The following is a 23,763-nucleotide window of genomic DNA, read 5'->3' on the forward strand; positions in this document are numbered from 1 at the left end:
GGTTTTGCTTTGATTAACAAGAAGTTAAGAAAGCCCGCAACGCTAAGAGCAGAGCAACAGCAAGAAACTCGCGAGCGCTTACTCAAAGCGACAATTGATATAATTAGCTCAAAAGGCTATCAGAGCGCAACCATCGACAACATTACCTCTTATGCAGGTACCGGCCGCGCTACTTTCTATCTGCACTTCCGCAGCAAGCCTGAGGCTTTGATGGCCGGTTGGCAAGAAATTTACATGCCTCAAATGCTGTCTCTCTTGTTAAAGCTTGACAGCGAGTCCCCTCTTTCGAAAACCGGCATTGAAGACTGGGTAGCAGCTCTTGTTATTTTCTGGGAAAACAGTCGATCTATCGCATTAGCGTCAAATGAAGCAATTGCGCTTGAGCCTGAACTTTCAAGAGCGTGGTTTAAGCGAATATGGGAAGTATCCTCTCAATTACCAGCTTGGTCGGGTCGCAACAGCCATAATCTTGAGAATGCAAAACTTCGCTTGTTTATGCTTGGCACTTACACTGAGCATGTGTTGATGATGTGGCTGAGTGGGTCAGCTCCCATCAGCCGTACCCAAGTTGTCCAATCTCTCGCAACACAATGGTTTGCTGAGTTTGGCGAGTAAATCGAGCAATTTCACGCCTTGGTATTGGGGTTGCCTTGGCAACCGGTTGGTACAGGCGGCGCGATCAGAGTGTTTTTGCACCTGCCATCAGCCTATTGATTGATCGCCGCCGATCGCCTGCTCTGGCACGATCAGGGGCATGAATTCCTCGCCCAATCCCAATCAGAAGACACCGGAACAGCTATACGTTTTGGCTGAACGGACCTTGCAGTTGCTACTGTTCGCTATCTGGCAACTTTTTGCAGCAGCCCACGGAGCCAGTTTTCTGATCCTTGGCTTCACGTGTACGCAAGTCCTTAGCCTTCTGGTCTCGATGCGCAATAAACGCAATATCCGCTTCGGGTGAATTCTTTTTTTGAAAAAGTCGGTGTTTTCATAGGATCGGGCGGTGAAAGCGCCTTTTCAGCACGTTCCTACGTGAAGTCTCAGCCTGAAAGGCGCTGCGGACATTCAAGGTTTCAACCTCCGACGCGTAGTTTGATGCCCCAAAAACTACCACCAACCTATTTCAAGCTGTGGCTTCCAGCCGCAAACATCTGACACCGAAAAAGCTCCAGCAACGGGAAGCGGCGCTCGACAAGAAAATTGCGCATTATCTGGCGCAACTCGATGAGGCCGATCGTGACGAAGAAGGCGAGTCGATTGATCGTTCAGCGGTGCAGGCAGCGCTGGCGGAGTTGCAGGTAAAAAAGGCCAATAACCAGACCTGCCAAGTGCTGATGCAAGCTCAAGGTCTGGTTCAGCACGTTGTGGGTGAATCCGATGCGCAAAAAATGCGAACAGCGTCCGGGCCGCTCGTGGCCTACAACATTCAAAGTGCGGTGGATGCCAAGCATTGCCTGATTCTGCACCACGAAGTGACTCAGGAAGGCACCGACAACCGTCAGTTGGAACCGATGGCCAAAGCAGCCAAAGAGAAGCTGGATCAATCCGAACTTTGCGTCACGGCGGATGCCGGTTATTCCAATGGTGCCCAGTTCCAGGCCTGCGAAGACGCGGCGATCACGGCTTTTGTGCCTCCCAATCGGGCGATCAACACCACCGGTGGCGACGAGCAATACTTTGACCGCACCGAATTCAACTACGACTCGAACACCGATCAGTACCAATGCCCCGCAGGCAACCGGCTGACACTCAAGCAACTGAGCAAGGGCGACCGAATCTATCAGGCGGCCATCAGCGACTGCCGAAGTTGTCCGCTGAAAAACCGCTGCACCAAGGCAGAACGCCGGTATCTGATGCGCCACGCCCATGAAGCAGCATTTGAGCGAATGGAAGTGCGAATGAAGGCGCACCTGGAAATGATGGGGCATCGGCGCTCCATCGTCGAACATCCCTTCGGCAACCTGAAGCAATGGATTTTCGGCAATGGCCGGTTTTTGCTGCGCCAGTTACAGGGTGCTCGCGCAGAAATGGCACTTGCAGTACCAGGCCTACAACTTGAAAAGAGCTATCCAGGTGCTGGGAGCACAGAAGCTGATGGCGCTGATGGGCTGAAAGGCCCTTCATTTTTCAGATTGCAGAAAAGCAAATGCCCCGACAAGTCGGGGCATTTGCTTTAAACCGCGGCGGACTGCGTTTTCACACAGTCTGACGAGGCCGGGTGATTACCCGCCCCTCAAAAACACAGCCCCAAAATGAGAGGGATGGAGGGCTGACAAGAGAGTGCGGGAGCGGGATATTGCCAAATGGCGTCTTCCTGCGCAATAGAATCCTCTAGCCAACCAGCTCCGAAACATCAGGCGACTTGCGTAGCCCACACATTCAGGAGTAGCGCTAGACGGGCCCAAGAAAGCAGCAACATTCGTTATCACCGCACGAGACAGCACCTCAGCTTGAGCCCAGCGCGCTACAAACGATCCGCACAGTCACTTCGAAATTCTCCAGAGTGAGTACATCGATTGGCGAATGCCCCTTCAGTCGCTCATGAGGCTCACAGACCGTCCGGTAAAGCCTCCATGCATCGACATCCGGAAATCGCGCTAACACAGCAAGTACCAACTTGTGCCGCAGTGGATCAAGTTGCCAATCGGGAATGCGCTGACCGCGATTCCCTAGGCTCAGGGATAGCAGGCGCCGAGCCTTGATATCGCGGTTGATCTGATCTCGGGATTTTCCTGCCAGTTTGGCGAAGACAAGCAGCGGCAAATTATTCGAAGCTTCATAGGTAGCTAGCATCTCGGCGCGCTGACGTTGTATGTCAGATACTTGAGGTTCGCGCAGCTGTTCAGCCTGCGTTGGAGCAGGTAGGACAGGTGAATACTGAGCCGCGTGATGGACCGGTTCGTTGCTGACGGACATTTCGGAGGCAGAGACAGTCGTCGGTGGGAAGCCACTACTGTACAGAACGGCGTTGGCATTCGCGTTTTCCAACGAAGGTAACGACGCTGCACCTTCTAAACGAATAGTCAGTGGAGAGCTTGCCGCTTTCAGTTGGCCCTGCCCCCAAAGATCCAGACGATTCGCCCAGTCCTGCATCATCGTTCGGCGCTGCTCGACATACTCCGCGTGGTTGTAAGCCGCACTCACCTTATCCGGATCCGCATGAGAAAGCTGAGCATCCACCCACACCTTCGGGTATCCGATCTCGTTCAACGCCGTCGAGATCGTCGCCCTCATTCCATGACCGGTGAGTTGATCGGCGTACCCCATCCGGCGTAGCGCGCCATTCAGCGTGTTCTCACTGATGCGCTTGCTCAGGTCGCTTCGATGCACAAATAAGTAGCGCTGTGCGGGGACAACCTGATCCAGCAAGTGACGCACGATCTCGAGCGCCTGCACCGACAGCGGCACGATGTAGGGCGGTACGTTTTGGATCTGCTTACCCGCCTTTCGCATCGCTAACTGGAGCTGCTTCACCACCTCCGCCGGTATGACCCACAAACGCTTCTCCAGATCGAACTGGTCGGGCGTCGCCAACCGCAATTCGCCCGTGCGGACACCGGTCAGCAACAACAACCGAAGGCCAAGCCGAGTTTGGTTGACGCCACCGTAATTTCGAAGAGCAGCCATCAATCCCGGAAGCTCGTCCATACGAAGAAATGGGTTGTGCGTAACAGGCGGTTTGGGGAGTGCAACAACATCAAGGTCTGAAGCCGGATTGTGTTCCAGCCCCTCGATCTTCACCAGCGCATAACGGAACAGTTGGTTGAACCAGGTTCGGCATTTTTCGGCGGTGGTTAAGGCCTTGCGCTGTTCGATTCTGCTCAGTAAATCCAGCAGATCGTGACGATTGATATCGTAGATAGACCGTCCACCCAGTATGGGCAAGACGTCTTTATTGAAGATTCGCAAGATTTGCGAGAGCGTGCTCTGGCGTCCTTCCTTTAGGCTCAACCTGCGGAACTCTACCCACTGATTGAACACGACCTCGAAGGTATGCTCTGTCGCAAAACGAACAGCAAGCCGCTGTTGTTTACGATGCTCATAAGGGTTGATGCCCTGGGCAACCAAGGCGCGCGCCTCGTCACGTCGAGTACGTGCTTCTTTGAGAGAGATTTGTGGGTAGCAACCCAAGGACATGCGCTTCTGCTTGCCTGCCCAGTAGTAACGGAAGAGCCAGACTTTTCCGCCTCTGGCCGTCACATTGAGCGTGAGACCATCACTGTCGCCGAGGGTGTAGTCATTACCGGTGATTCGGGCATGCCGAACTGTCATTTCTGAGAGTGCCATCGCGAGCTCCTGAACAGAGTCAGGGCCAGATGCTCATCTCGCTACACAATCTGCTCCAGCATTAAACCGATTCAGTGCTCGTCAGAATCCTGGACTCAATTCTGGACTTAAACACACCGGATAGTGCTGGATTTCAGTGGTTCCCGCTGGAACGAAAAAAGGGCCTAAAGGCCCTTATTTCAATCACTTACAGAATTCAGTGGAACTCTGCAGCGCAATATTTGGAGCGGGAAACGAGACTCGAACTCGCGACCCCGACCTTGGCAAGGTCGTGCTCTACCAACTGAGCTATTCCCGCGTCTTGGTGTGGCGCATTCTATAGGTTCAGATTACGCCGTCAACCCTTTGATTCAAAAAAGTTTTATTTCGGCTCTACATCCGTCCGCAGATGCGGCCAGGCGGCGCGCAGGTATTGGACCATCGACCACAACGTCAGCCCAGCGGAAACCAGCAGCAGTGCGTAGCCCAACAGCACCCAGAAGCTGAAATCCGACGGGTTGGCCAGCAGGATCACCAGTGCGAGCATCTGCGCGGCGGTTTTCCATTTGCCGAGGTTCGACACAGCAACCTGGGCACGAGCGCCCAGCTCGGCCATCCATTCACGGAGCGCCGAGACGACGATTTCGCGGCCAATGATCACCGCCGCCGGCAAGGTCAGCCAGAGATTGCCATGTTCCTGCACCAGCAGCACCAGGGCCACCGCGACCATCAGCTTGTCGGCCACGGGGTCGAGAAAAGCACCGAACGGCGTGCTCTGCTCCAGGCGTCGGGCCAGGTAGCCGTCCAGCCAGTCCGTCGCGGCGGCGAAGGCAAAGACCGAGGCCGAGGCCACGTAGCTCCAGTGGTACGGCAAATAGAACAGCAATATGAAGATCGGGATGAGCAGGACGCGTAGGACGGTAATCAGGTTTGGGATATTCATCGGCACAACTGGCTACGAGGTTGACGGGCATTCTACTCGCTATGCAGGTTTGCATAAATCGACTCTGCGAGCTTTTTACTGATACCGGGTGCTTTGGCTATCTCCTCGATGCTGGCACGAGACAGTTCCTGCAATCCACCAAAATGTTTCAACAAGTCGCGACGGCGCGTCGGGCCGACGCCTGCCACACCCTCAAGTGTAGACGTGCGGCGCGTCTTTCCACGGCGGGCACGGTGTCCGGTGATGGCGAAACGGTGGGCTTCGTCGCGAATCTGTTGAATCAGGTGCAACGCCGGCGAATCGCCCTTGAGTGTGAATTCATGGGCGGCATCGTTCAGGTACAAGGTCTCGAAACCGGCCTTGCGTGTCGCGCCCTTGGCCACACCGAGCAGGATCAGGTCGGGGACCATCAACTCATTGAGCACATCGCGGGCCATGGACAACTGGCCCTTGCCGCCGTCCACCAGGAGGATATCCGGCAACTTGCCCTCCCCGTCCTTCAGCTTGCCGAAGCGCCGCATCAACGCCTGATGCATCGCCGCATAGTCGTCGCCCGGCGTGACGCCTTCGATGTTGTAACGGCGGTAATCGGACTTGATCGGGCCTTCCGGACCGAACACCACACAGGAGGCCACGGTCGCCTCGCCGCTGGAATGGCTGATGTCGTAGCACTCCAGCCGTTGCGGCGGCTCATCCAGGTTGAGGACATCGGCCAGGGCATCGAACCGCGCCGCCACGTGCTGACGGTTGGCCAGGCGTGCGCCCAGGGCCTGTTCGGCGTTGGTCACGGCCAGTTGCTGCCAACGGGCACGGGTGCCGCGAACGCGGTGGCTGATGGTCAGTTCACGACCGCGGAGCTTGTCGATGGCTTCGATCAGGGCCGGGAAATCCTCATGGACCACGTTGACGATCAACTCGGCCGGCAAGTCCCGTTCCGGACTGCTGATGTAGTACTGGCCCAGAAAAGCCGCCATGACCTCGGCCACGTCTTCCTCGATACCCACTTGGGGAAAGAAGTTCTTGCTGCCCAGCACCCGACCGCCGCGCACGCTGATCAAATGCACGCAGGCGCCGCCCGGGTTGATGAACGCCGCGACCACATCGACATCACCGCTGCCGCCTTCCATGCTTTGCTGGTCTTGCACGCGGCGCAGCAGACCGATCTGGTCGCGCAACTCGGCGGCCCGTTCGAATTCAAGGTTGACCGCCGCGTCCTCCATGGCTGCCGACAGCTCATCGGTCAGCGCATTGCTGCGGCCCTCCAGGAACATCACCGAGTGACGCACGTCCTCGGCGTAGACCTGGGGCTCGACAAACCCCACGCAAGGCGCCTTGCAGCGCTTGATCTGGTACTGCAGGCAGGGCCGGGTGCGGTTCTTGTAGTAGCTGTCTTCACACTGGCGAACGAAGAAGGTCTTCTGCAGCAGGCTGAGGCTTTCACGAATCGCCCCGGCGCTGGGATAAGGGCCGAAATACCTGCCCTTGGCCTTCTTGGCCCCCCGATGAATGCTCAGGCGCGGAAACGCCCCGTCGGACAGAAACACGTAGGGGTAGGATTTGTCGTCGCGCAGCAGGATGTTGTACGGCGGGCGCCATTCCTTGATCAGCGTCTGCTCAAGCAGCAGGGCCTCGGTTTCATTGGCGGTGATCGTCGTTTCGATTTGCGCGATGCGCCCCACCAGAGCAGAGGTCTTCGGGGCCAGGCCGGTCTTGCGGAAGTAGCTGGCCAGGCGTTTCTTGAGGTTCTTGGCCTTGCCGACATAAAGCAGGCGCGCCTCACTGTCGAACATGCGGTATACGCCGGGGCGACCGCTGCAGGTGGAGAGGAACGCGCTGGGATCAAACAATTCAGTCATTTTCAGGCGCTGGCATCGACCATGCCGTGGCGCACCGCCAACAGTGTCAATTCGACGTCACTGCTGATCGAAAGCTTCTCGAAGATACGGTAGCGGTAGGTGTTGACGGTCTTGGGGGACAGGCACAGCTTGTCGGAGATGATCTGTACCTTCTGGCAACCGACAATCATCAGGGCAATCTGGATTTCCCGTTCCGACAGCGCATCGAAAGGCGAATCGTTGGTCGGCTGGAATGACTTGATCGCCAACTGCTGGGCGATTTGCGGGCTGATGTAGCGTTGCCCGGCAAAAACCAGACGAATGGCCTGGACCATTTCGTTCAAGCCCGCGCCCTTGGTGAGGTAGCCCGCCGCGCCCGCTTGCAACAGCCGGGTGGGGAACGGGTCCTCTTCGCAGACGGTTACCGCGACCACCTTGATGTCCGGGTGGCTGCGCAGCAGCTTGCGCGTGGCTTCAAGACCGCCGATGCCAGGCATCTTGACGTCCATCAACACCACGTCGGGTTTCAACTCACGCGCCTTGATCAGCGCCTCTTCACCGGATTCAGCCTGACCAACTACCTGCAGGCCGTCGATGTCAGCCAGCATTCGTGTAATGCCCGTACGGACGAGATCATGGTCATCGACCACTAACACCCTAATCAAGCAGACACCTCACGATTTGGTCTTATTTGGATTGCACAACACCTTAGCAAAAAGCATCCGGCAGACCTAGCGCAAAGGGACAGATAAAAGTTACAACGCATCTTTATCGGCACGACATCCGAGGCGTCAAGCACCGGCGTCTCGCTGCATCCTCAGGAAACACTCGTCCTCGCCCACGACACGCAGGCCCATGCGTTCGTACAAGGCCCTGGCGGGATTGTCCTTGAACACCGTCAGGCGCAGCGCCGGGCGTCGTTCCAGCGCCACCAGGTCCCAAACCTGTCCGATCGTCCAGGTACCGGCGCCTTGCCCGCGGAACGCCTCGTTTACCTGCAGCTCACGGATATACAACGCCCGGGCATCACGGCTGAGGCTGACAAAGCCCAGCGCCTGGCCTTCACGACTGATTATCCAGTTCTGGCGAATGATCCAGGCCAGGTCGAACGCTTCGTCCTGCCAGAGCAAATCATGCCTGAGGTAATAGGCAAGCATGTTGTCGCAGGTCAACTGCCGGGCGAAGTCGATATCCCCGTTCGTTGCAGCACGCCACTCGAAACTCATGAAGACCTCATTGAAGCACTGTCACCGGCACGACTTGCCCGGCCCAGCCGTTGACGTCCCGGCGGGCAATCACCAACGACTCGCCCGTACCCGGCGCCGCCGCGAGCAGCGAACCGTCCGGGCCCCAGATGGCACTGCGGCCAGCCGACTCCCAGCCTCCGGTGACGCCGCCATGATTAGCCATCAGCACGGTCATGGCATGCTGCCGGGCATAACCTTGCAGCAACGTCGTATCGGGCAGGTAGCCACCCTCGGTGATCAATACCCCCGCTGCATAGAGCGTAGCGCCCTGCCCGGCTGCCGCAGCCGCATGACTGGCGTGGGAAAAATCGGCACACACCGCCAGCGCGATGCGATCCTGCCCCATTGTCAGCGTCGAGCCACCGTGACCCGGGGCGAAGGCGACTTCTTCCCCCGGGTGCAGATGCTGCTTGCTGTAGACCCCGAGGGAGCCGTCGGCACCCAGGACCAACGCGCCGATCACCACCGGAGCGTCGACCGACAGCCGAATGGGCATGCCCACCACGGCGGTCAGGCCGAGCGCTTGTGCCAGGTCACGCAGCGGTTGCAGCACGGCGTCCTCCGGCAGGATCGACAGATCCGCCGCCAGGCTGCGTTCGTAGCCGGTGAGCGACAGTTCAGGGAATACCAGTAACTGCACTCCCTGCTCAGCGGCAGCCTCCATGAAACGCTGATGACACGCGAGGTTGGCGCGAAGGTCCCCCGCGACAGAAATCGACTGGGCGGCGGCGAAGACTGGAGCGGTCATGGGTCATCCCTGGAAGGCGGTGCGAACCTGAAGTTTGTCATAAAGCCCAGCGGACTCAAGCCAGGGCGAACAATTGCATGCCCTCGATAGAATTTTCTGATTGAACCGCCGCCCTGCCCTCTAGTAAGCTCAGGGCCATTCATCGGAGACAGACCATGTTCAACGCCCTCTCACCGCTTCAAACCGCCAGCGCCCCGCGCTCGGTTGCGGCTGCCCGGGCGAACAGCGTTCAAACTCCGGTCAGCTTTTATTTTGGGTATTGGTTTAGCCACTGGCGCGCCTGATACCCAACCGGCGCCCACTTTAAAACGGGTCGCCTTCCAGAGTTTTCCAAACCCCCGGTCGGCCTCCCGACCGGGGGTTTTGTTTTTCCAGCCCCCTACATTTGCAGCACCAGACAACTTGAGGATTGAGCCATGAACTACGCCACTTATTACCGTTACGACAGTTTTTCCGCCTGGCGATTTACCAGCCACCGCTCGGGACAGCCTGCCGCCTCCGATCGGTCACCTACCGGTGGCAAGTCTCAATTGCGGGCCCATACGGCCAATTGTCGAACACCCCACTAGGACCGGCGCGGGAACGAACCCGCTGCCCGTCCAGGAAGCCAGATCATGAATTCGTCCGTCTCTGCTTTGCCGCTGTCCACGCTCAACCCTGCCAACGAAGCCCTGACCCTGCGTCTGCCAAGCTCGTTGCAACTCAAGCATCAATTGCCGCTCAGCACCGTGTTGAGCCACCAAGTGAGCCTCCATCGCCAGGCCATCCGCGCGATCCTCAACGGTGAAGACGCCCGCCTGCTGGTCATCCTCGGCCCCTGCTCGATCCATGACCCCAAATCCGCCCTCGAATACGCCGCCAACCTGGCTCGCGTGGCCCACGAAGTGAGCGACAGCATGCTGTTGGTCATGCGCGCCTACGTGGAAAAGCCCCGAACGACTGTGGGTTGGAAAGGCCTGGCCTACGATCCCGGCCTGGATGGCAGCGACGACATGGCCGCCGGCCTGACCTTGTCCCGGGAGTTGATGCGAGAGATGCTGCAACTGGGCCTGCCCGTCGCCACCGAACTGTTGCAACCCATGGCCGCCAGTTACTTCGATGACCTGCTCAGTTGGGTCGCCATTGGCGCTCGCACCACCGAATCGCAGATACACCGGGAGATGGCCAGCGGGCTGGGCATGCCGGTGGGGTTCAAGAACGGCACGGACGGCGGGGTCGGCATTGCCTGCGACGCCATGCGCTCCGCCGCCCACCCCCATCGGCATTTCGGCGTCGACAGCCAGGGGCATCCGGCGATCATCCAGACCCCAGGCAACCCCGACACCCACCTGGTGCTGCGCGGCGGCCATCGCGGACCGAACTATGACCGCCAGAGCGTCACGCAGATACACGGCGACCTGACCCGCCTCAAGATACCCGCGCGGATCATGGTGGACTGCAGCCACGCCAACAGCGGCAAGGACCCGCTGCGTCAGCCGCAGGTGTTCAATGACGTGCTGGAACAACGGCTGCAAGGGAACCGCTCCCTGATCGGCATGATGCTCGAAAGCCACCTGTTCGAAGGCTGCCAGCCACTGGGCCCGTCGATGCGCTACGGTGTCTCGGTCACCGATGGCTGCCTGGGCTGGGAGTCCACCGAGCAACTGTTGCGCGAGGCTCATCGCCGGTTGCAATTGCCCGCCTGAGGTCCCGAACCCACCTGCCCCTGGAACCAGGGGCAGCATGGAGCTCTTTTGTGGGAGCGAGCTTGCTCGCGATGGCGTCAGTTCAGCCAGCCTTGGGTTGCCTGACACACCGTCATCGCGAGCAAGCTCACTCCCCACCAGGGTTGCGCGAGACTTCGCTCAGCCTGACGCGCTGGAACGCACCCGGACCGTCACCCACTCGGAGCGCTGGCTGACGTCATCCAGGCGCTCAACCTGATAGAACACGCTCACCGACCTGTCGCGCTGGTCCTGCCAGTAACTTGCGGGAATCACGAACATGAGCGGTTTACCTGCCGTGGCCTCGGTGATTTCGCGCTCAAGCACATAAGCGGAGTTGCCATTGCACTGCAACCAGACCAACTCGCCCGCCTCAAGCCCGGGATCATCGATGACAATCGTCACCCCCTCTTGCAGGTCGTCGACCGCCAGCCAACCGTCGCTCATCTCCCTAATCTGAAGGGCCTTCAGCGCAGGGCGCTGCAACGGGCCGATATGCAACGACAAGGGCCCAGCCCGACGCACCGAGTGTCCACGCCTGACGACATAGGTCAGGGCCAGATCGTGTCCCGAATGAGGCGCGATCAGCGAATGATCGATCCAGAGCGATACCTCACGACCCACCGCATGGGCTTCTATATCCAGCACATCACGCCACAGCGCTTTGAAATCCTTGCTGGCCGTCAGGATCAGCCGATCTCCGACCGCCATCCTGGCGTAGGGCCGAATGCTCACCCACGTGCCTTCAGGCACCCGGCTCGGATCGAGGCTGCCCCTCACCGCATCGTTGGCAATGGCAGGCAGCAGTTGCGGCGATGCATCGCCGATCTCCAGTTGCAGGTGTTCCGAAAACAGTGTGGCCGGCAACCGCTTGCCCGTCACCTGATAGGAGACCTCCAGCGAACCGCCGTCCAACTCGGCGATATGCGGTTCGCGCACGACGAACACGACGTCTCGCCCCACTTGCCGTTCCGTGACGAACCCGGCCACTTCATGCCGGTAGGGTTCGCCATCGTTGTTAAGGCCGTGCCAACGCAGCAACACCTCATCCCCGCAGGTCATCATGGGATAAGACTTGACGGTCACCACGGCGTTGCGCCAAGCGGGGTTGATCACCCCGTCCCTGGCCGCTGCCAGGACCGGTGGCGGCAGCCTTGTTGTTGGGGTTGAACGGGCTCGTTGAAGCGATGGATAGGTGATCATGTACAGGCTCCAGTCCTTGGATGAAGGCATCGTTTGAATAACGGCGCCCGGCGGATCCATTAGAACCCGCTCGCGCCAAACCCACAGCCAGACAAGACGACAGCGCGAGTGCTCCTTGGCGCTCGAACCTGTAGCTGCAAACGACAGCGGTTATAGGAGACCTCCTACATCCTCAAGTGCCGCCGGATTACTTCCCACTCTTCCCACTTTTTTTATTCCGGTTTCCCTGGATCAGGGCGGTTTCTTCCTACACCGCACAGGATGAGCCTGCATTAGAGTGAAGTCGCAAACTCAAGGTGAACCTCCTCGAAAAAGGTACGAACATGCAACGGAATGCAACCACTCAATTTCCCATCCTGCTGGTCCATGGGTTGTTCGGGTTTGACAAGATCGGCGGCTTCGAACTTTTCCATGGCATCAAACAGGCCCTACGCGCAGGCGGTGCCCGGGTGTTCATCCCGCACTTGTCGGCCACCCACTCCAACGAAGCCAGGGGCGAACAATTGCTGGTTCAGATCGATCGGGTTCTGGCCGGCACCGGCGCCACCCGGGTCAACCTGATCGGCCACAGCCAGGGTGCGCTGGCCGCCCGGTATGCCGCCGCCCTGGCCCCCGACAAGGTGGCCTCGGTCACCTCGGTCAGCGGCCCCAACCATGGCTCCGAACTGGCCGATTTCCTGCGCAAGGCCCTTACGCCCGGACGGCTGCCTGGGCATGTGGCAAGGGGCGTCGCCACGCTCTTCGCCGATTTCATCTCGCTGCTGGACGGCCAGGCGCAGCTATCGCCGGCCGCTGTCGCCGCGCTGCCGGCGCTGACCACCGAGGGCGTGGGCGCCTTTAATGACAAGTACCCCCAGGGCCTGCCGAAGCACTGGGGCGGGAACGGTCCGGAACGGGTCAACGGCGTGCGTTACTACTCATGGAGCGGCACGTTGCCAGAAGCGACGGACAAAGAACGAGAGCCTTTGCAGGTTTTCTGCCGCGCCTTTTCCGAATACTTCATCACCGAAGCCGGGCAGAACGACGGCCTGGTCGGGCGCTTCAGTTCGCACTTGGGCAAGGTCATTCGCTCCGACTATCCCATGAACCACCTGGAGGCCATCAGCCCGGGAGGCGGCAAGGCATGCCAGGGGGCAGACCCCACAGAGCTTTACCTGCGCCACGCCGAGCGCCTGCGCAAAGCCGGCCTTTGATCGCCAGGCCCAAGGTTTTGACGCAATTTTGACAACACCCCGTCAATGAATCCGGTAGGCTCAACACCTTTAAATATATCGAAAGGAATTTGCCCCATGGCCAAAGCCACTGCCCGCCACATCCTGGTTGCCACCGAAGACAAGTGCAACGAACTCAAGGCCCAGATCGAAGCCGGTGCCGACTTCGCCGAAGTGGCCAAGGCCAACTCTTCCTGCCCGTCCAGCCGTCAGGGCGGCGACCTGGGTTCGTTCGGCCCGGGCCAGATGGTCAAGGAGTTCGACACCGTGGTGTTCAGCGCACCGATCAACACCGTCCAAGGCCCGGTCAAGACCCAGTTCGGCTACCACCTGCTGGAAGTCACCAGCCGCCAGGACTGATCCCGGTTTATCGGCATAACGGCCCGCCCTTCGGTGGGCCGTTGTGCTTGGGTCTCGCGGGACTGGCGATTCAAGCGCCGCTCGCGTACAAATCGTGTCATCGATCACCCGGCTCTAAGGCTGACAATGCGACTGGCGTTCCCTTCACTGCTATTGATTGCCATGGTCCTGCTGACAGGCGCCGCCGGCGTCGATGCAGCACCGCAACATGCCCTGACCGTCTATGGCGAACCCGCCAAATATGCCGAAGGCTTCGGCCACTTCGCCTACGCCAACCCCCAGGCCCCAAAAGGTGGGACCATGCGCCGCTCGGCCGTGGAGATTGGCCACTTCGACCACATCCTGCCCTACATCGACAAAGGCATCGGCGTCAGCCAGATCGACGGGATGCTCTACTCGCCCCTGGCCCAGCGCTCGCTGGATGAACCCTATACCGTCTATGGCCTGGTGGCGCAGAAGATGGAGCGTGCCGACGATGGCCTGTCCCTGCGCTTCTACCTCAACCCCAAGGCCCGCTTCGCCGATGGCAAGCCCATCACCGCCCAGGACGTGCGCTACAGCTTCGAGCTGTTGATGACCCAAGGCAGCCTGCGTTATCGCACCCAGTTCGCGGCGGTCAAGGACGTAGTGGTCGAGGACGAGCGCACCGTGCGCTTCAACTTCAAGAACAACGAAAGCCGCACCCTGCCCTTGGACATCGCCACCCTGCCGGTCCTTCCCGAACATTGGTGGAAGACGCGCGACTTCGCCAACGGCGGCGGCTACGAGGCGCCACTGGGCAGTGGCCCCTACCGGGTGAGCAAGGTCGATTCCGGGCGCAGCATCACGTTCGAGCGCAATGCCAATTGGTGGGGCAAGGATTTGCCGGTCAGTCGTGGGCTCTACAATTTCGACCATTTCAGCATCGAGTATTTTGGCGACACTGACGTCGCCCGCCAGGTGCTGCGCAGCGGCGCCTATGACTACAATCGCGAATTCTCCGCCACCGGCTATGCCATCGGCTACGACGGCCCGGCCCTGCAGGACGGCCGCCTGCAAAAGGCCCACCTGGCCAAAGAGGCGCCCCAGGCCGCCCAGGGTTTTGTCTTCAACCTGCAAAAACCGCAGTTCCAGGACCGCCGCGTGCGCCAGGCCCTGGCCATGCTCTGGGATTTCGAATGGAGCAACCGCCAGATGATGCGCAATGTCTATGTGCGTCAGCAGAGTTACTTCTCCAACACTGACCTCGCCGCCCGAAAACTGCCCGATGCCGGCGAGCTGGCGATTCTGGAGCCGTTGCGCGGACAGATTCCCGACGAAGTCTTCACCCAGGTCTTCCAGGCCCCGAAAACCGATGGCAGCGGGGTGATCCGCGACAAACAATTGCAAGCCCTGGCCCTGTTGGAACAGGCCGGCTGGAAACCCGACGGCGACCGCCTGGTGAATGCCGAGGGCGAACCGCTGAGCTTTACCTTCCTGAACAGCCAGAACGGTATCGACCGCCTGCTGCTGCCCTACAAACGTACCCTGGCGCAAATCGGCATCGACATGAGCATTCGCCGCATCGACGCCTCCCAGTACGTCAATCGCCTGATGAGTCGCGACTACGACATGATCATCACCGGCTACCCCGTCAGCACCTCGCCGGGCATGGAACTCTACAATTACTTCGGTTCGGCGGCCGCCAACGATCCGGGGGCCAACAACTACATGGCCTTGAAGAACCCGGCGGTGGACGCGCTGATCGACGGCCTGGTCAAGGCCAGCACCCAAGCCGACATGCTGCGCCATGCCCACGCCCTGGACCGGGTGCTGCAATGGAATTACTACTGGATCCCCAACTATTACCCGCCGGGCAGCTCGACCGTGTGGTGGAACCGCTTCGGCATGCCCAAGGTTCAGGCCAGCAATGACGAAGCCATCGAAAGCTGGTGGGAAGTGAGCACCACACCGTTGACCAACGAGCAGATGCGCGCCGAACGCATCAGGCGCGGCACACCTGGAGGGCCGCATTGATGTGGGCTTATATCGCGCGGCGCCTGCTGCTGATCATTCCCACGCTGGTGATTATCCTGCTGGTGAACTTCGTCATCGTGCAGGCCGCACCCGGCGGGCCGGTGGAACAGGCCATCGCCCACCTGCAAGGCATCGGCGGCACCAGCGTCGGCGGTTCGGGCAGTGAGATGAGCGGCAATTCCCGCGCCAGTCGCGGCCTGGACCCGCAACTGATCAAGGACATCGAGAAACAATACGGCTTCGATAAACCGGCCCACGAGCGCCTTTGGCTGATGCTCAGCAGCTATGCGCGCCTCGACTTCGGCAAGAGCTTCTTCCGCGGCGCCACGGTCACCGACCTGATCCTGGAAAAGATGCCGGTGACCATCTCCCTCGGGCTCTGGGCGACCTTGATCACGTACCTGGTGTCGATTCCCCTGGGCATTCGCAAGGCCGTGCGTCACGGCTCGGCATTCGACGTATGGAGCAGCACCGCGATCATCATTGGCTACGCCATGCCGGCGTTCCTCTTCGCGATGTTCCTGATCGTGGTGTTCGCTGGCGGCACCTCGCTGAACTGGTTTCCGGTGCGCGGGCTGGTGTCGGACAACTTCGAGTCACTGTCGACGCTGGGCAAGATCGCCGATTATTTCTGGCACCTGGTGCTGCCGGTCACCTCGCTGGTGATCGGCGGCTTCGCCACCCTGACGATCCTGACCAAGAACTCGTTCCTCAATGAAATCACCCGCCAGTACGTGGTCACGGCGCGGGCCAAGGGCATGAGCGAACAGCGGGTGCTCTACGGTCACGTGTTCCGCAATGCGATGCTGCTGGTGGTCTCCGGCATTCCCCAGGCGTTCATCAGCGTGTTCTTTGCCGGCTCCTTGCTGATCGAGGTGATTTTTTCCCTCGATGGGCTGGGGCGCATGAGCTACGAGGCCGCGGTGTCCCGGGATTATCCGGTGGTGTTCGGCTCGCTGTTCATCTTCACGCTGTTCGGCCTGCTGATCAAACTCATCGGCGACCTCTGCTACACCCTGGTGGACCCGCGCATCGACTTCGCCGCGAGGAGCGCCTGATGTTCAAGCTTTCCCCCTTGGGCCGCCGACGCTTCGAGCGTTTCAGGAAAAACCGCCGGGGCTGGTGGTCGTTGTGGCTGTTCATCGGCCTGTTCATCCTGAGCCTGGGCGGCGAGTTGATTGCCAATGACAAGCCACTGGTGGTGAGCTACCAGGGCTCGCTGTATTTCCCGGTATTCAAGCGCCACACCGAGCAGGAATTTGGCGGGCAACTGCCGTTCCAGGCCGACTACCGCAGCAGCTACGTGCAGAACCTGATCCACAAGGACGGCGGCTGGCTGTGGTTTCCACCGATCCCGTTCAGCGACGACACCCCCAACTACGACCTCAACCAACCCGCTCCGAGCCCGCCCTCATCGGTGAACTGGCTGGGCACCGATGACCAGTCCCGGGATGTGCTGGCCCGGGTGATCTTCGGCGCCCGGGTGTCGATCCTGTTCGCCCTGGCCCTGACCGCCATCAGTGCGCTGATCGGCATCGCCGCCGGTGCGTTGCAGGGGTATTACGGCGGCTGGGTGGATCTGCTCGGGCAGCGCCTGCTGGAAGTCTGGTCCGGCCTGCCAGTGCTCTACCTGTTGATCATCCTGTCCGGCTTCGTCGAGCCGAATTTCTGGTGGCTGCTGGGGATCATGGCGCTGTTTTCCTGGCTGGCCCTGGTGGACGTGGTCCGCGCCGAGTTCCTGCGCGGGCGCAACCTGGAGTACGTCAAGGCCGCCAGGGCCCTGGGGCTCAGTGATCGCAAGGTGATCGTGCGGCATATCCTGCCCAACGCGATGAACGCCACCCTGAGCTACCTGCCCTTCATCCTCACCGGGGCAATCTCCACCCTCACCGCCCTGGATTTTCTTGGCTTCGGCATGCCGGCCGGCAGCGCCTCCCTGGGCGAGTTGATCGCCCAGGGCAAACAGAACCTGCAAGCGCCATGGCTGGGGCTGACGGCGTTTTTCACCCTGGCCCTGATTCTTTCCCTGTTGGTGTTTATCGGCGAAGCGTTGCGAGACGCGTTCGACCCACGCTCTTGAAAACAGCCATGAAGCGGAACCTTGAGATGAGCGATAACCTGATCGAAATCCGCGACCTGAGCGTGGCCTTCAACGACCAGACGGTGGTGCGCAACCTGTGCCTGGACATCCGCCCCGGCGAATGCCTGGCCCTGGTGGGCGAGTCGGGCTCGGGCAAGTCGGTGACCGCCCATTCGATCCTGCAATTGCTGCCCGAGAACGAAGCCCACACCAGCGGCAGCATTCGCTATCGCGGCCAGGAACTGGTGGGGGCCGACGCCAAGACCCTGCGGGAGTTGCGCGGCAACCGCATCGCCATGATCTTCCAGGAACCGATGACTTCGCTGAACCCGCTGCACAGCGTCGAAAAGCAGATCGGTGAAACCCTGATGCTGCACCGGGGCCTGGGCGGCAAGGCGGCACGCGAGCGCATTCTGGAGCTGCTGGCCCTGGTGGGGATTCAGAAACCCGCCGAGCGGCTCAAGGCCTATCCCCATCAACTGTCCGGCGGCCAACGGCAACGGGTAATGATCGCCATGGCCCTGGCCTGCGAGCCGGAGCTGTTGATCGCCGACGAACCGACCACGGCGCTGGACGTGACCGTGCAACGCAAAATCCTGCTGTTGCTCAAGTCTTTGCAGCAACGGCTCGGCATGTCCTTGCTGTTGATCAGTCACGACCTGAACCTGGTGCGCAGCATCGCCCAACGGGTGTGCGTGATGAAGGCCGGGGAAATCGTCGAACAGGCGCCTTGCGAAACCCTCTTCAGCGCGCCGAAACACCCCTACAGCTGCGAGCTGTTGCACGCCGAACCGGAAGGCGAGGCCCTGCCCCGGGACGACCGCGAGGACGTGTTGCAGGTACAAGACCTGCGCGTGAGTTTTCCCCTGGGGGGCGGGCTGTTCCGGCGCAAGGAATACTTGCGCGCTGTGGACGGTATCAGCCTGAGCATCCAGCGCGGCAAGACCCTGGGCATCGTCGGCGAATCCGGCTCCGGCAAGTCCACCCTCGGCCAGGCGATCCTGCGGCTGATCGAGTCCGAAGGCAGCATTCGTTTCCAGGGCCAGGCCCTCGATCATCTGTCGCAGAAAGCGCTGCGGCCGTGGCGCAAGCAGATGCAGGTGGTGTTCCAGGACCCGTTCGGCAGCCTCAGCCCACGGATGTCGGTGCAGCAGATCATCAGCGAAGGCCTCGAGGTGCACAGCCCGTCCAGTGCCGAGCAGTGCGAAGCCCAGGTGATCCAGGCGCTCAAGGAAGTCGGCCTCGACCCGCAGACCCGCCATCGCTATCCCCACGAATTCTCCGGCGGCCAGCGCCAACGCATCGCCATCGCCCGGGCGCTGGTGCTCAAGCCGGCCCTGATCCTGTTGGACGAACCGACCTCGGCCCTGGACCGCACCGTGCAGAAACAGGTGGTCGCGCTGCTGCGCCAGCTCCAGGAAAAACACGGCCTGACCTACCTGTTCATCAGCCATGACCTGGCGGTGGTCCGCGCCCTGGCCCACGACATGATCGTGATCAAGGACGGCAAAGTGGTCGAGCAAGGCGCCAGTCACGACGTGTTCGATTCACCCCAGCATCCCTATACCAAAGAGCTGTTGGCGGCGGCGCATCCGGGGTAATCCTGTCAACTTGCAGGATTGCGTGCCATGACGATCCACGCCGCGCCGTCGATCATCACCGACCGCTCACCAGGGAGGCCCGCGAAGGCGGCACGAACCGCGGCCCAGGCGCGGGCGCGGATGTCGTCGGACTGATCAGCTAACACAAGCGACAATGGGCCGCCCTCGAACGCCATCTTCACCGCGTCGTCGATCGCTTCGTCCCGCGTCCCGCCCTCACCGAACGGGATGGCAGCATCAAAGGGCGCGATAGTGATATCGGTGAAGCCGGCCCTCGTCAGGATGCGTGTCAGCCGCCCCCGGTCGCCGAACGAGAACGGGCCGGGAGCTTCGGGACCGGGCGGCGCGGGGAGCGGGACGATGTCCTTGATTGCGGCCATCGGCAAGCGCACCCAATCGTTCTCGGCCACGCCACGCCAGCAGACGAAAGCGACCCGCCCGCCCGGCAGCAGCGCGTGTCGCATATGGGCGAAGGCCCCTGTGGGGTCGTCGAAGAACATGACTCCGAAGCGCGAGAACAGGATGTCGAACGCACCCTCGGGCAGCTCGGCGCTGCTGGCGTCGGCGACCCGGAACTGGGCCGGCGTATCCTGTGGCGCCAGTGCGCGCGCTCGACCGATCAGCGGTTCGGATATGTCCACGCCCAGCACATGGCCGCCCGCGCCGACGCGGGAGGCCAGAGCCAGACTCGACGCGCCCGCGCCGCAGCCGATATCCAGCACGCGTTCGCCCATGGCGGGCGCGGCGGCTTCGATCGCGGCCTGACCGAATACCGCAAACATGGCGTCGAGCCGGGCCTGGTTGGCGGCCCAGTACTCACCGCTTTGGCCATTCCAGTCGGCGACTTGATGGGCATTTTGCTCTGTCATGACATCTCCTCGTCTTGAGTCGTTCTTCAGGCCACGCAAAAGCCGGGGACGGCGACCTTCTGGAACAGGTGCGGGCTGGCCACAACGGATGACGGATATGCAGGAAGTTTCGCGAGGAACGCGGGATCAGTGAAGGCGGCGCGGACCGCCTCGGTGGATTCCCACACCACATAGTTCAGGTAAGTCGGGCTATCGCCGATCGCTCGATGCAGTTGCATGGAAATGAAGCCCGGTTGCTTCGTTATGACCTCGGCAGCTGCCTTGAAAGCGTCCAGGAAGCCCGCTTCATCGGCGGGATCGACGACCGTGAAGAGGTTGATCAGCACGAGAGGCGCGGCCGCGATACCGAGTTGGCGGTCAAATGGAAATTTCTCGTCTAGAGGTTTGAATGGTTTTATGGCGGGCATGGCGGCGCTCCTGTTTATTGTGCAATTGAAACTGGGGAGATCGATGCTGCTTGCCCTCAAACCAGCATCGACTGCTGAGCGGAGATGCCCGCCGTCGCGCCCTGCCATGATGCCGTGGTGACCGAGGGCATTGCCGGGTTGGCGAGGTCGCCGGCGGCGTAGATGCCGGGCACGCTGGTTTCGCGGCGCTCGTCGACCTTGAGGACGATGCCCTGGGGCGTTTCAACCGTGGCGAGACCCAGCGATTCATGCAGGCGTGCGGACGGCTTGTTGCGCGGATGCGCGAACAGGATGTCGACCGCGACAGAGGGGCCGGCGTCGAGCCTGACGGTGGCGTTATGGCTCTCGTCATGGTCGATTTCGGTGACCCGGCCATCGACGACAGGGATGCCACGGCGCGCCAGATCGGCTCGGATATCGGGTGAAATGTCGTGACCATTGGCGAAGACCGTCAACGTGTCAGTCCAATCGTGGTACAGCCTGACGTAGTTGTGCGACATTGGGCCGGACCAGACGAGGCCCCAATGCCGGCCGGCAACTTCAAAGCCGTCGCAATAGGGGCAAGGCACGATGGAGGTGCCCCAGCCTTCGGCAAAGCCGGGCACTTCAGGCATCTGGTCGGCGACGCCATAGCTCAGGATCAGGCGGCGCGCCCTGAGGCTTTCGCCCTCGCTCGTGAGGACGGAGAAATCGTCGATGGCGCCGGAGACGCTCTCGGCCCGGGTATTGACCAGTTGGATCGTGGGATAACGTGCCAACTGCTGCCGCGCCTCGGCCAGTATCTCCAGCGGTGGCTTGTGGTCGTGGCCGAGCAGGCCATGGGAGTGGTCGGCGAAGCGATTGCGCGGCAGGCCGGTATCGAGAACGGTGACCTTGCGGCGGGCACGGCCGAGTTGCAGGGCGGCGGCAAGCCCGGCAAAGCTGCCGCCGATGATGATGACGTCATTCATGTTGATGGGCTCCGTACTGTGGAGGGAGGAGATTGGTTTGTACTTTAAGATACTTTGAAGTACCATAATTCAAGAATTAGAATACTGTCAAGTACTGGAATTTTTATGACCGAAAACAGCCAGGCCCGTCGCGGCCGGCCCGCCAACGAGGCGCTTGGCCAAACGATAGTCGACGCCGCGGGCGAACTTTTTGTGGAGTTGGGTTTTCAAGCGACGACCATGGACAAGGTCGCCCAGCGGGCGAAGATCTCCAAGCTCAGCATCTATCGGCACTTCGAGAACAAGGAGGCGCTGTTCAGTGCGGCAATCGCGGCCCACTGCCATCAATTTGCACCGCAGGCCCTTATTGAAGGCGTCGGCGGTTCGGCGGCAGATCAGCTCATGGCGGTGGGAACATCCCTGCTGCGCACGTTGTTGAGCCCCGACGTGCGCAGTGTCGAAGCCATGATCATGGCCGACAAGACGAATCAAAAATCGTTAAGCAAGCGCCATTACGAAGCCGGCCCCGCCTATGTCATCGCCCAGATCGAGGCCCTGTTGCGTCAGTTGCACGCGAAGGCGGTGCTGAACGTGCCCGATCCTCTGGGGTCCGCCCGCTTGTTTGCCGCGCTTTTCAAAGGATCCGATCTCCTGATGATCGCGCGCTTCGATGAGGCCAGAGCAGAGGACGACAACGAAATGGAATCCTATTGCCGGTCGGCCGTCGCCATGTTCATCGCCGCGCACGGTGGTAACGACCACGCGGGCGGATAAGTATTTGATTGCTCCGGGCGGCTTGGCCGGGGCCGTCCATTTGGAGAGCTTCTAACCGTACAAGTTAGCTAGAAAGCAACAGCGGCGCTTCGATCCTGGAATTTCCCCCGGCATAATGCGGCTCTTGGCACCCGTCCATGGCTGCCGGCAAATCCCTCCTCCCTGGAAATGCCCGATGAACACCACCGAAAGCCTCAAGGATTACAAGCGCGTGCGCACGCTGGCGATCCGTTCGTTGTTCGAGATCATCGAGCAGTCCAGCGAAGGCACGGTGATTGTCGACCGTGATGCGAATATCGTCTGGATGAACGAACGCTACGCCCGCCGTTTCGGCCTGAACTCGGCCCAGGAAGCCATTGGCCGGGCGTGCGAAAGCGTGATTCCCAGCAGCCTGTTACGCGAAGTGGTGCGCACCGGGCGCCCGATCCTGCTGGACATGCAGGACACGCCCAAGGAGCCGCTGGTGGTGATGCGCCTGCCGATACACGACAGCGCGGGCGCGGTGATCGGTGCCATCGGCTTTGCCTTGTTCGATGAGTTGCACAGCCTGTCGCCGATGCTCAAGCGCTACCTGAGCATGCAGGAAGAACTGGCCTCCACCCGCTCATTGCTACGGGCGCGGCAAACCAAGTACAACTTCGCCCATTTCATTGGCACCAGCAGCGCCGGCCTTGAGGTCAAGCGCCGTGCCCGGCGTAGCGCCAGCGCCGATTCGCCGGTGCTGCTGCTGGGCGAAACCGGCACCGGCAAGGAACTGCTGGCCCAGGCCATCCACAGCGCTTCGCCGCGGGCGCACAAGGCGTTCGTCAGCATCAACAGCGCGGCGATTCCTGAATCGCTGCTGGAAGCCGAGTTTTTCGGCACCGCCCCGGGGGCCTTTACCGGGGCCGACCGCAAGGGCCGTGCCGGCAAGCTGCAGATTGCCCAAGGCGGCACGCTGTTCCTCGACGAGATCGGCGACATGCCGCTGCCGCTGCAAAGCAAACTGTTGCGGGTGCTCCAGGAAAAAGAGTACGAACCGGTGGGCTCCAACGAGGTGCTGCAAAGCGACGTGCGAATCATCGCCGCCACTTCCATGGATCTGGAAGCGGCGATCAAGCGCGGAGAGTTCCGCGCCGACCTGTATTACCGCCTCAACGTATTGCCGATCCAGGTCCCACCGTTGCGCGAACGCCTGGATGATTTGCCAGCCTTGGGCGAAGCGATCCTGGAGGAGTTGCGCAGCCAGCACGAACTGAACCCCGCCGCACTCGACCTGCTGCGACAACACGCCTGGCCGGGCAACATCCGCGAGCTGCGCAATGTGCTGGAACGGGCTGCGCTGCTCAGCGATGACCTGGTGCTCACGGCAGCGGACATCCGCGCGGCCATTGGGACCTTCATGCCGGTAACACGCCCGGCGGACGTGAGCTACGAACCCCTGCCCCAGGAAACCTTCAGCCAGGCCCGGGCGCGCTTCGACCGACAACTGATCGAAACCACCCTCGCGCAATGCGGCGGCAAAGTGGTGGAAGCGGCCGAGCGGTTGGGGCTGGGGAGATCGACGTTGTACAAGAAAATGGTGGCGTTGGGCATTGCCGAGTCTCAATAGA

The 23,763-nt window shown here is 60.8% G+C and carries 21 protein-coding genes, 1 tRNA gene and 1 pseudogene; 12 read left to right on the forward strand and 11 right to left on the reverse strand.

Features of this window, described 5'->3' with window-relative positions; translation table 11 throughout:
- Positions 1–9: 9 nt before the first annotated feature.
- The 3 genes and pseudogenes from BLP82_RS16725 to BLP82_RS16735 all read left to right on the forward strand — a co-directional run.
- Positions 10–615, forward strand: coding sequence for a TetR/AcrR family transcriptional regulator (locus BLP82_RS16725; RefSeq protein ID WP_092170222.1), 606 nt, complete (start codon positions 10–12; stop codon positions 613–615).
- Between the two features lie 139 nt (positions 616–754).
- Positions 755–961 carry a hypothetical protein gene (locus BLP82_RS16730; protein ID WP_092170225.1) on the forward strand — a complete coding sequence of 69 codons (207 nt, stop codon included), beginning with the start codon at positions 755–757 and terminating at the stop codon, positions 959–961.
- A 160-nt stretch (positions 962–1,121) separates the two neighbouring features.
- Positions 1,122–2,112 (forward strand): annotated as a pseudogene (locus tag BLP82_RS16735) (transposase); the annotation flags it as partial.
- Between the two features lie 333 nt (positions 2,113–2,445).
- On the opposite strand, the gene BLP82_RS16740 reads toward BLP82_RS16735, so the two are convergent.
- The 7 genes from BLP82_RS16740 to BLP82_RS16770 form a co-directional block, all read right to left on the reverse strand.
- Positions 2,446–4,287 carry a tyrosine-type recombinase/integrase gene (locus tag BLP82_RS16740; protein ID WP_092170229.1) on the reverse strand — a complete coding sequence of 614 codons (1,842 nt, stop codon included), beginning with the start codon at positions 4,285–4,287 and terminating at the stop codon, positions 2,446–2,448.
- A 222-nt stretch (positions 4,288–4,509) separates the two neighbouring features.
- Positions 4,510–4,585: transfer RNA gene (locus tag BLP82_RS16745), tRNA-Gly, on the reverse strand.
- Between the two features lie 63 nt (positions 4,586–4,648).
- A complete protein-coding gene (gene pgsA / locus BLP82_RS16750; RefSeq protein WP_018608070.1) occupies positions 4,649–5,209 on the reverse strand; it encodes a CDP-diacylglycerol--glycerol-3-phosphate 3-phosphatidyltransferase in 561 nt (186 codons plus the stop codon).
- A gap of 32 nt (positions 5,210–5,241) precedes the next feature.
- Positions 5,242–7,065, reverse strand: a complete 1,824-nt coding sequence (gene uvrC / locus BLP82_RS16755; protein WP_092170234.1) for an excinuclease ABC subunit UvrC — start codon at positions 7,063–7,065, stop codon at positions 5,242–5,244.
- Between the two features lie 2 nt (positions 7,066–7,067).
- Positions 7,068–7,709: a response regulator transcription factor GacA gene (uvrY, locus tag BLP82_RS16760; protein ID WP_003182764.1), complete on the reverse strand. Its 642-nt coding sequence runs from the start codon at positions 7,707–7,709 to the stop codon at positions 7,068–7,070.
- Between the two features lie 126 nt (positions 7,710–7,835).
- A complete protein-coding gene (locus tag BLP82_RS16765; RefSeq protein ID WP_092170237.1) occupies positions 7,836–8,270 on the reverse strand; it encodes a GNAT family N-acetyltransferase in 435 nt (144 codons plus the stop codon).
- 7 nt (positions 8,271–8,277) lie between these two features.
- A complete protein-coding gene (locus tag BLP82_RS16770) occupies positions 8,278–9,039 on the reverse strand; it encodes a carbon-nitrogen hydrolase family protein (RefSeq protein ID WP_092170240.1) in 762 nt (253 codons plus the stop codon).
- Between the two features lie 614 nt (positions 9,040–9,653).
- Between BLP82_RS16770 and BLP82_RS16775 the strand changes: the two genes are divergently transcribed.
- Complete coding sequence (locus tag BLP82_RS16775) at positions 9,654–10,724, forward strand: 3-deoxy-7-phosphoheptulonate synthase (protein ID WP_092170243.1); 1,071 nt, start codon at positions 9,654–9,656, stop codon at positions 10,722–10,724.
- Positions 10,725–10,883: 159 nt separating this feature from the next.
- On the opposite strand, the gene BLP82_RS16780 is transcribed toward BLP82_RS16775, so the two are convergent.
- Positions 10,884–11,945 carry a hypothetical protein gene (locus tag BLP82_RS16780; RefSeq protein ID WP_256576627.1) on the reverse strand — a complete coding sequence of 354 codons (1,062 nt, stop codon included), beginning with the start codon at positions 11,943–11,945 and terminating at the stop codon, positions 10,884–10,886.
- A gap of 323 nt (positions 11,946–12,268) precedes the next feature.
- Between BLP82_RS16780 and BLP82_RS16785 the strand changes: the two genes are divergently transcribed.
- The 6 genes from BLP82_RS16785 (at position 12,269) to BLP82_RS16810 (ending at position 19,192) form a co-directional block, all read left to right on the forward strand.
- Complete coding sequence (locus BLP82_RS16785) at positions 12,269–13,138, forward strand: lipase family alpha/beta hydrolase (protein WP_092170251.1); 870 nt, start codon at positions 12,269–12,271, stop codon at positions 13,136–13,138.
- 96 nt (positions 13,139–13,234) lie between these two features.
- Complete coding sequence (locus BLP82_RS16790; RefSeq protein WP_060738094.1) at positions 13,235–13,516, forward strand: peptidylprolyl isomerase; 282 nt, start codon at positions 13,235–13,237, stop codon at positions 13,514–13,516.
- Positions 13,517–13,642: 126 nt separating this feature from the next.
- On the forward strand, positions 13,643–15,511 hold the full coding sequence (locus BLP82_RS16795; RefSeq protein ID WP_092170255.1) for an extracellular solute-binding protein: 1,869 nt from the start codon (positions 13,643–13,645) through the stop codon (positions 15,509–15,511).
- On the forward strand, positions 15,511–16,569 hold the full coding sequence (locus BLP82_RS16800; RefSeq protein ID WP_092170259.1) for a microcin C ABC transporter permease YejB: 1,059 nt from the start codon (positions 15,511–15,513) through the stop codon (positions 16,567–16,569). Before BLP82_RS16795 ends, BLP82_RS16800 begins: the two co-directional genes overlap by 1 nt.
- Positions 16,569–17,591 carry an ABC transporter permease gene (locus BLP82_RS16805; RefSeq protein WP_092170264.1) on the forward strand — a complete coding sequence of 341 codons (1,023 nt, stop codon included), beginning with the start codon at positions 16,569–16,571 and terminating at the stop codon, positions 17,589–17,591. The genes BLP82_RS16800 and BLP82_RS16805 overlap by 1 nt, the downstream gene beginning before the upstream one ends.
- 26 nt (positions 17,592–17,617) lie before the next feature.
- A complete protein-coding gene (locus tag BLP82_RS16810; protein ID WP_092170476.1) occupies positions 17,618–19,192 on the forward strand; it encodes an ABC transporter ATP-binding protein in 1,575 nt (524 codons plus the stop codon).
- Positions 19,193–19,197: 5 nt separating this feature from the next.
- Here the strand turns inward: BLP82_RS16810 and BLP82_RS16815 are convergent, their stop codons facing one another.
- From BLP82_RS16815 to BLP82_RS16825, 3 genes are read right to left on the reverse strand one after another with little or no spacing between them, the layout of a single operon-like run.
- On the reverse strand, positions 19,198–20,061 hold the full coding sequence (locus tag BLP82_RS16815; RefSeq protein WP_092170269.1) for a class I SAM-dependent methyltransferase: 864 nt from the start codon (positions 20,059–20,061) through the stop codon (positions 19,198–19,200).
- 26 nt (positions 20,062–20,087) lie between these two features.
- Positions 20,088–20,468, reverse strand: a complete 381-nt coding sequence (locus BLP82_RS16820; protein WP_092170273.1) for an antibiotic biosynthesis monooxygenase family protein — start codon at positions 20,466–20,468, stop codon at positions 20,088–20,090.
- 56 nt (positions 20,469–20,524) lie between these two features.
- The gene (locus BLP82_RS16825) at positions 20,525–21,418 is read right to left on the reverse strand and encodes an NAD(P)/FAD-dependent oxidoreductase (protein WP_092170277.1); all 894 of its coding nucleotides are present in this window, start codon (positions 21,416–21,418) and stop codon (positions 20,525–20,527) included.
- Positions 21,419–21,523: 105 nt separating this feature from the next.
- Here BLP82_RS16825 and BLP82_RS16830 point away from each other — a divergent pair, with 105 nt between their 5' ends.
- Both BLP82_RS16830 and BLP82_RS16835 read left to right on the forward strand, forming a co-directional pair.
- Positions 21,524–22,171, forward strand: coding sequence for a TetR/AcrR family transcriptional regulator (locus tag BLP82_RS16830; RefSeq protein WP_092170281.1), 648 nt, complete (start codon positions 21,524–21,526; stop codon positions 22,169–22,171).
- Between the two features lie 175 nt (positions 22,172–22,346).
- Positions 22,347–23,762: a sigma-54 interaction domain-containing protein gene (locus BLP82_RS16835; RefSeq protein WP_092170285.1), complete on the forward strand. Its 1,416-nt coding sequence runs from the start codon at positions 22,347–22,349 to the stop codon at positions 23,760–23,762.
- Position 23,763: the final 1 nt, after the last annotated feature.

The sequence above is a fragment of the Pseudomonas sp. NFACC37-1 genome (assembly GCF_900101575.1).
GTDB lineage: Bacteria > Pseudomonadota > Gammaproteobacteria > Pseudomonadales > Pseudomonadaceae > Aquipseudomonas > Aquipseudomonas fluorescens_AA.

What these genes read in the sequence shown, in the direction of transcription:
- BLP82_RS16730 (WP_092170225.1), top strand. Translation starts at nt 755, where the DNA reads ATGAATTCCTCGCCCAATCCCAATCAGAAGACACCGGAACAGCTATAC.
- BLP82_RS16740 (WP_092170229.1), bottom strand. Translation starts at nt 4,287, where the DNA reads ATGGCACTCTCAGAAATGACAGTTCGGCATGCCCGAATCACCGGTAAT.
- pgsA (WP_018608070.1), bottom strand. Translation starts at nt 5,209, where the DNA reads ATGAATATCCCAAACCTGATTACCGTCCTACGCGTCCTGCTCATCCCG.
- uvrC (WP_092170234.1), bottom strand. Translation starts at nt 7,065, where the DNA reads ATGACTGAATTGTTTGATCCCAGCGCGTTCCTCTCCACCTGCAGCGGT.
- BLP82_RS16765 (WP_092170237.1), bottom strand. Translation starts at nt 8,270, where the DNA reads ATGAGTTTCGAGTGGCGTGCTGCAACGAACGGGGATATCGACTTCGCC.
- BLP82_RS16770 (WP_092170240.1), bottom strand. Translation starts at nt 9,039, where the DNA reads ATGACCGCTCCAGTCTTCGCCGCCGCCCAGTCGATTTCTGTCGCGGGG.
- BLP82_RS16775 (WP_092170243.1), top strand. Translation starts at nt 9,654, where the DNA reads ATGAATTCGTCCGTCTCTGCTTTGCCGCTGTCCACGCTCAACCCTGCC.
- BLP82_RS16780 (WP_256576627.1), bottom strand. Translation starts at nt 11,945, where the DNA reads ATGATCACCTATCCATCGCTTCAACGAGCCCGTTCAACCCCAACAACA.
- BLP82_RS16785 (WP_092170251.1), top strand. Translation starts at nt 12,269, where the DNA reads ATGCAACGGAATGCAACCACTCAATTTCCCATCCTGCTGGTCCATGGG.
- BLP82_RS16790 (WP_060738094.1), top strand. Translation starts at nt 13,235, where the DNA reads ATGGCCAAAGCCACTGCCCGCCACATCCTGGTTGCCACCGAAGACAAG.
- BLP82_RS16795 (WP_092170255.1), top strand. Translation starts at nt 13,643, where the DNA reads ATGCGACTGGCGTTCCCTTCACTGCTATTGATTGCCATGGTCCTGCTG.
- BLP82_RS16800 (WP_092170259.1), top strand. Translation starts at nt 15,511, where the DNA reads ATGTGGGCTTATATCGCGCGGCGCCTGCTGCTGATCATTCCCACGCTG.
- BLP82_RS16805 (WP_092170264.1), top strand. Translation starts at nt 16,569, where the DNA reads ATGTTCAAGCTTTCCCCCTTGGGCCGCCGACGCTTCGAGCGTTTCAGG.
- BLP82_RS16810 (WP_092170476.1), top strand. Translation starts at nt 17,618, where the DNA reads ATGAGCGATAACCTGATCGAAATCCGCGACCTGAGCGTGGCCTTCAAC.
- BLP82_RS16815 (WP_092170269.1), bottom strand. Translation starts at nt 20,061, where the DNA reads ATGACAGAGCAAAATGCCCATCAAGTCGCCGACTGGAATGGCCAAAGC.
- BLP82_RS16820 (WP_092170273.1), bottom strand. Translation starts at nt 20,468, where the DNA reads ATGCCCGCCATAAAACCATTCAAACCTCTAGACGAGAAATTTCCATTT.
- BLP82_RS16825 (WP_092170277.1), bottom strand. Translation starts at nt 21,418, where the DNA reads ATGAATGACGTCATCATCATCGGCGGCAGCTTTGCCGGGCTTGCCGCC.
- BLP82_RS16830 (WP_092170281.1), top strand. Translation starts at nt 21,524, where the DNA reads ATGACCGAAAACAGCCAGGCCCGTCGCGGCCGGCCCGCCAACGAGGCG.
- BLP82_RS16835 (WP_092170285.1), top strand. Translation starts at nt 22,347, where the DNA reads ATGAACACCACCGAAAGCCTCAAGGATTACAAGCGCGTGCGCACGCTG.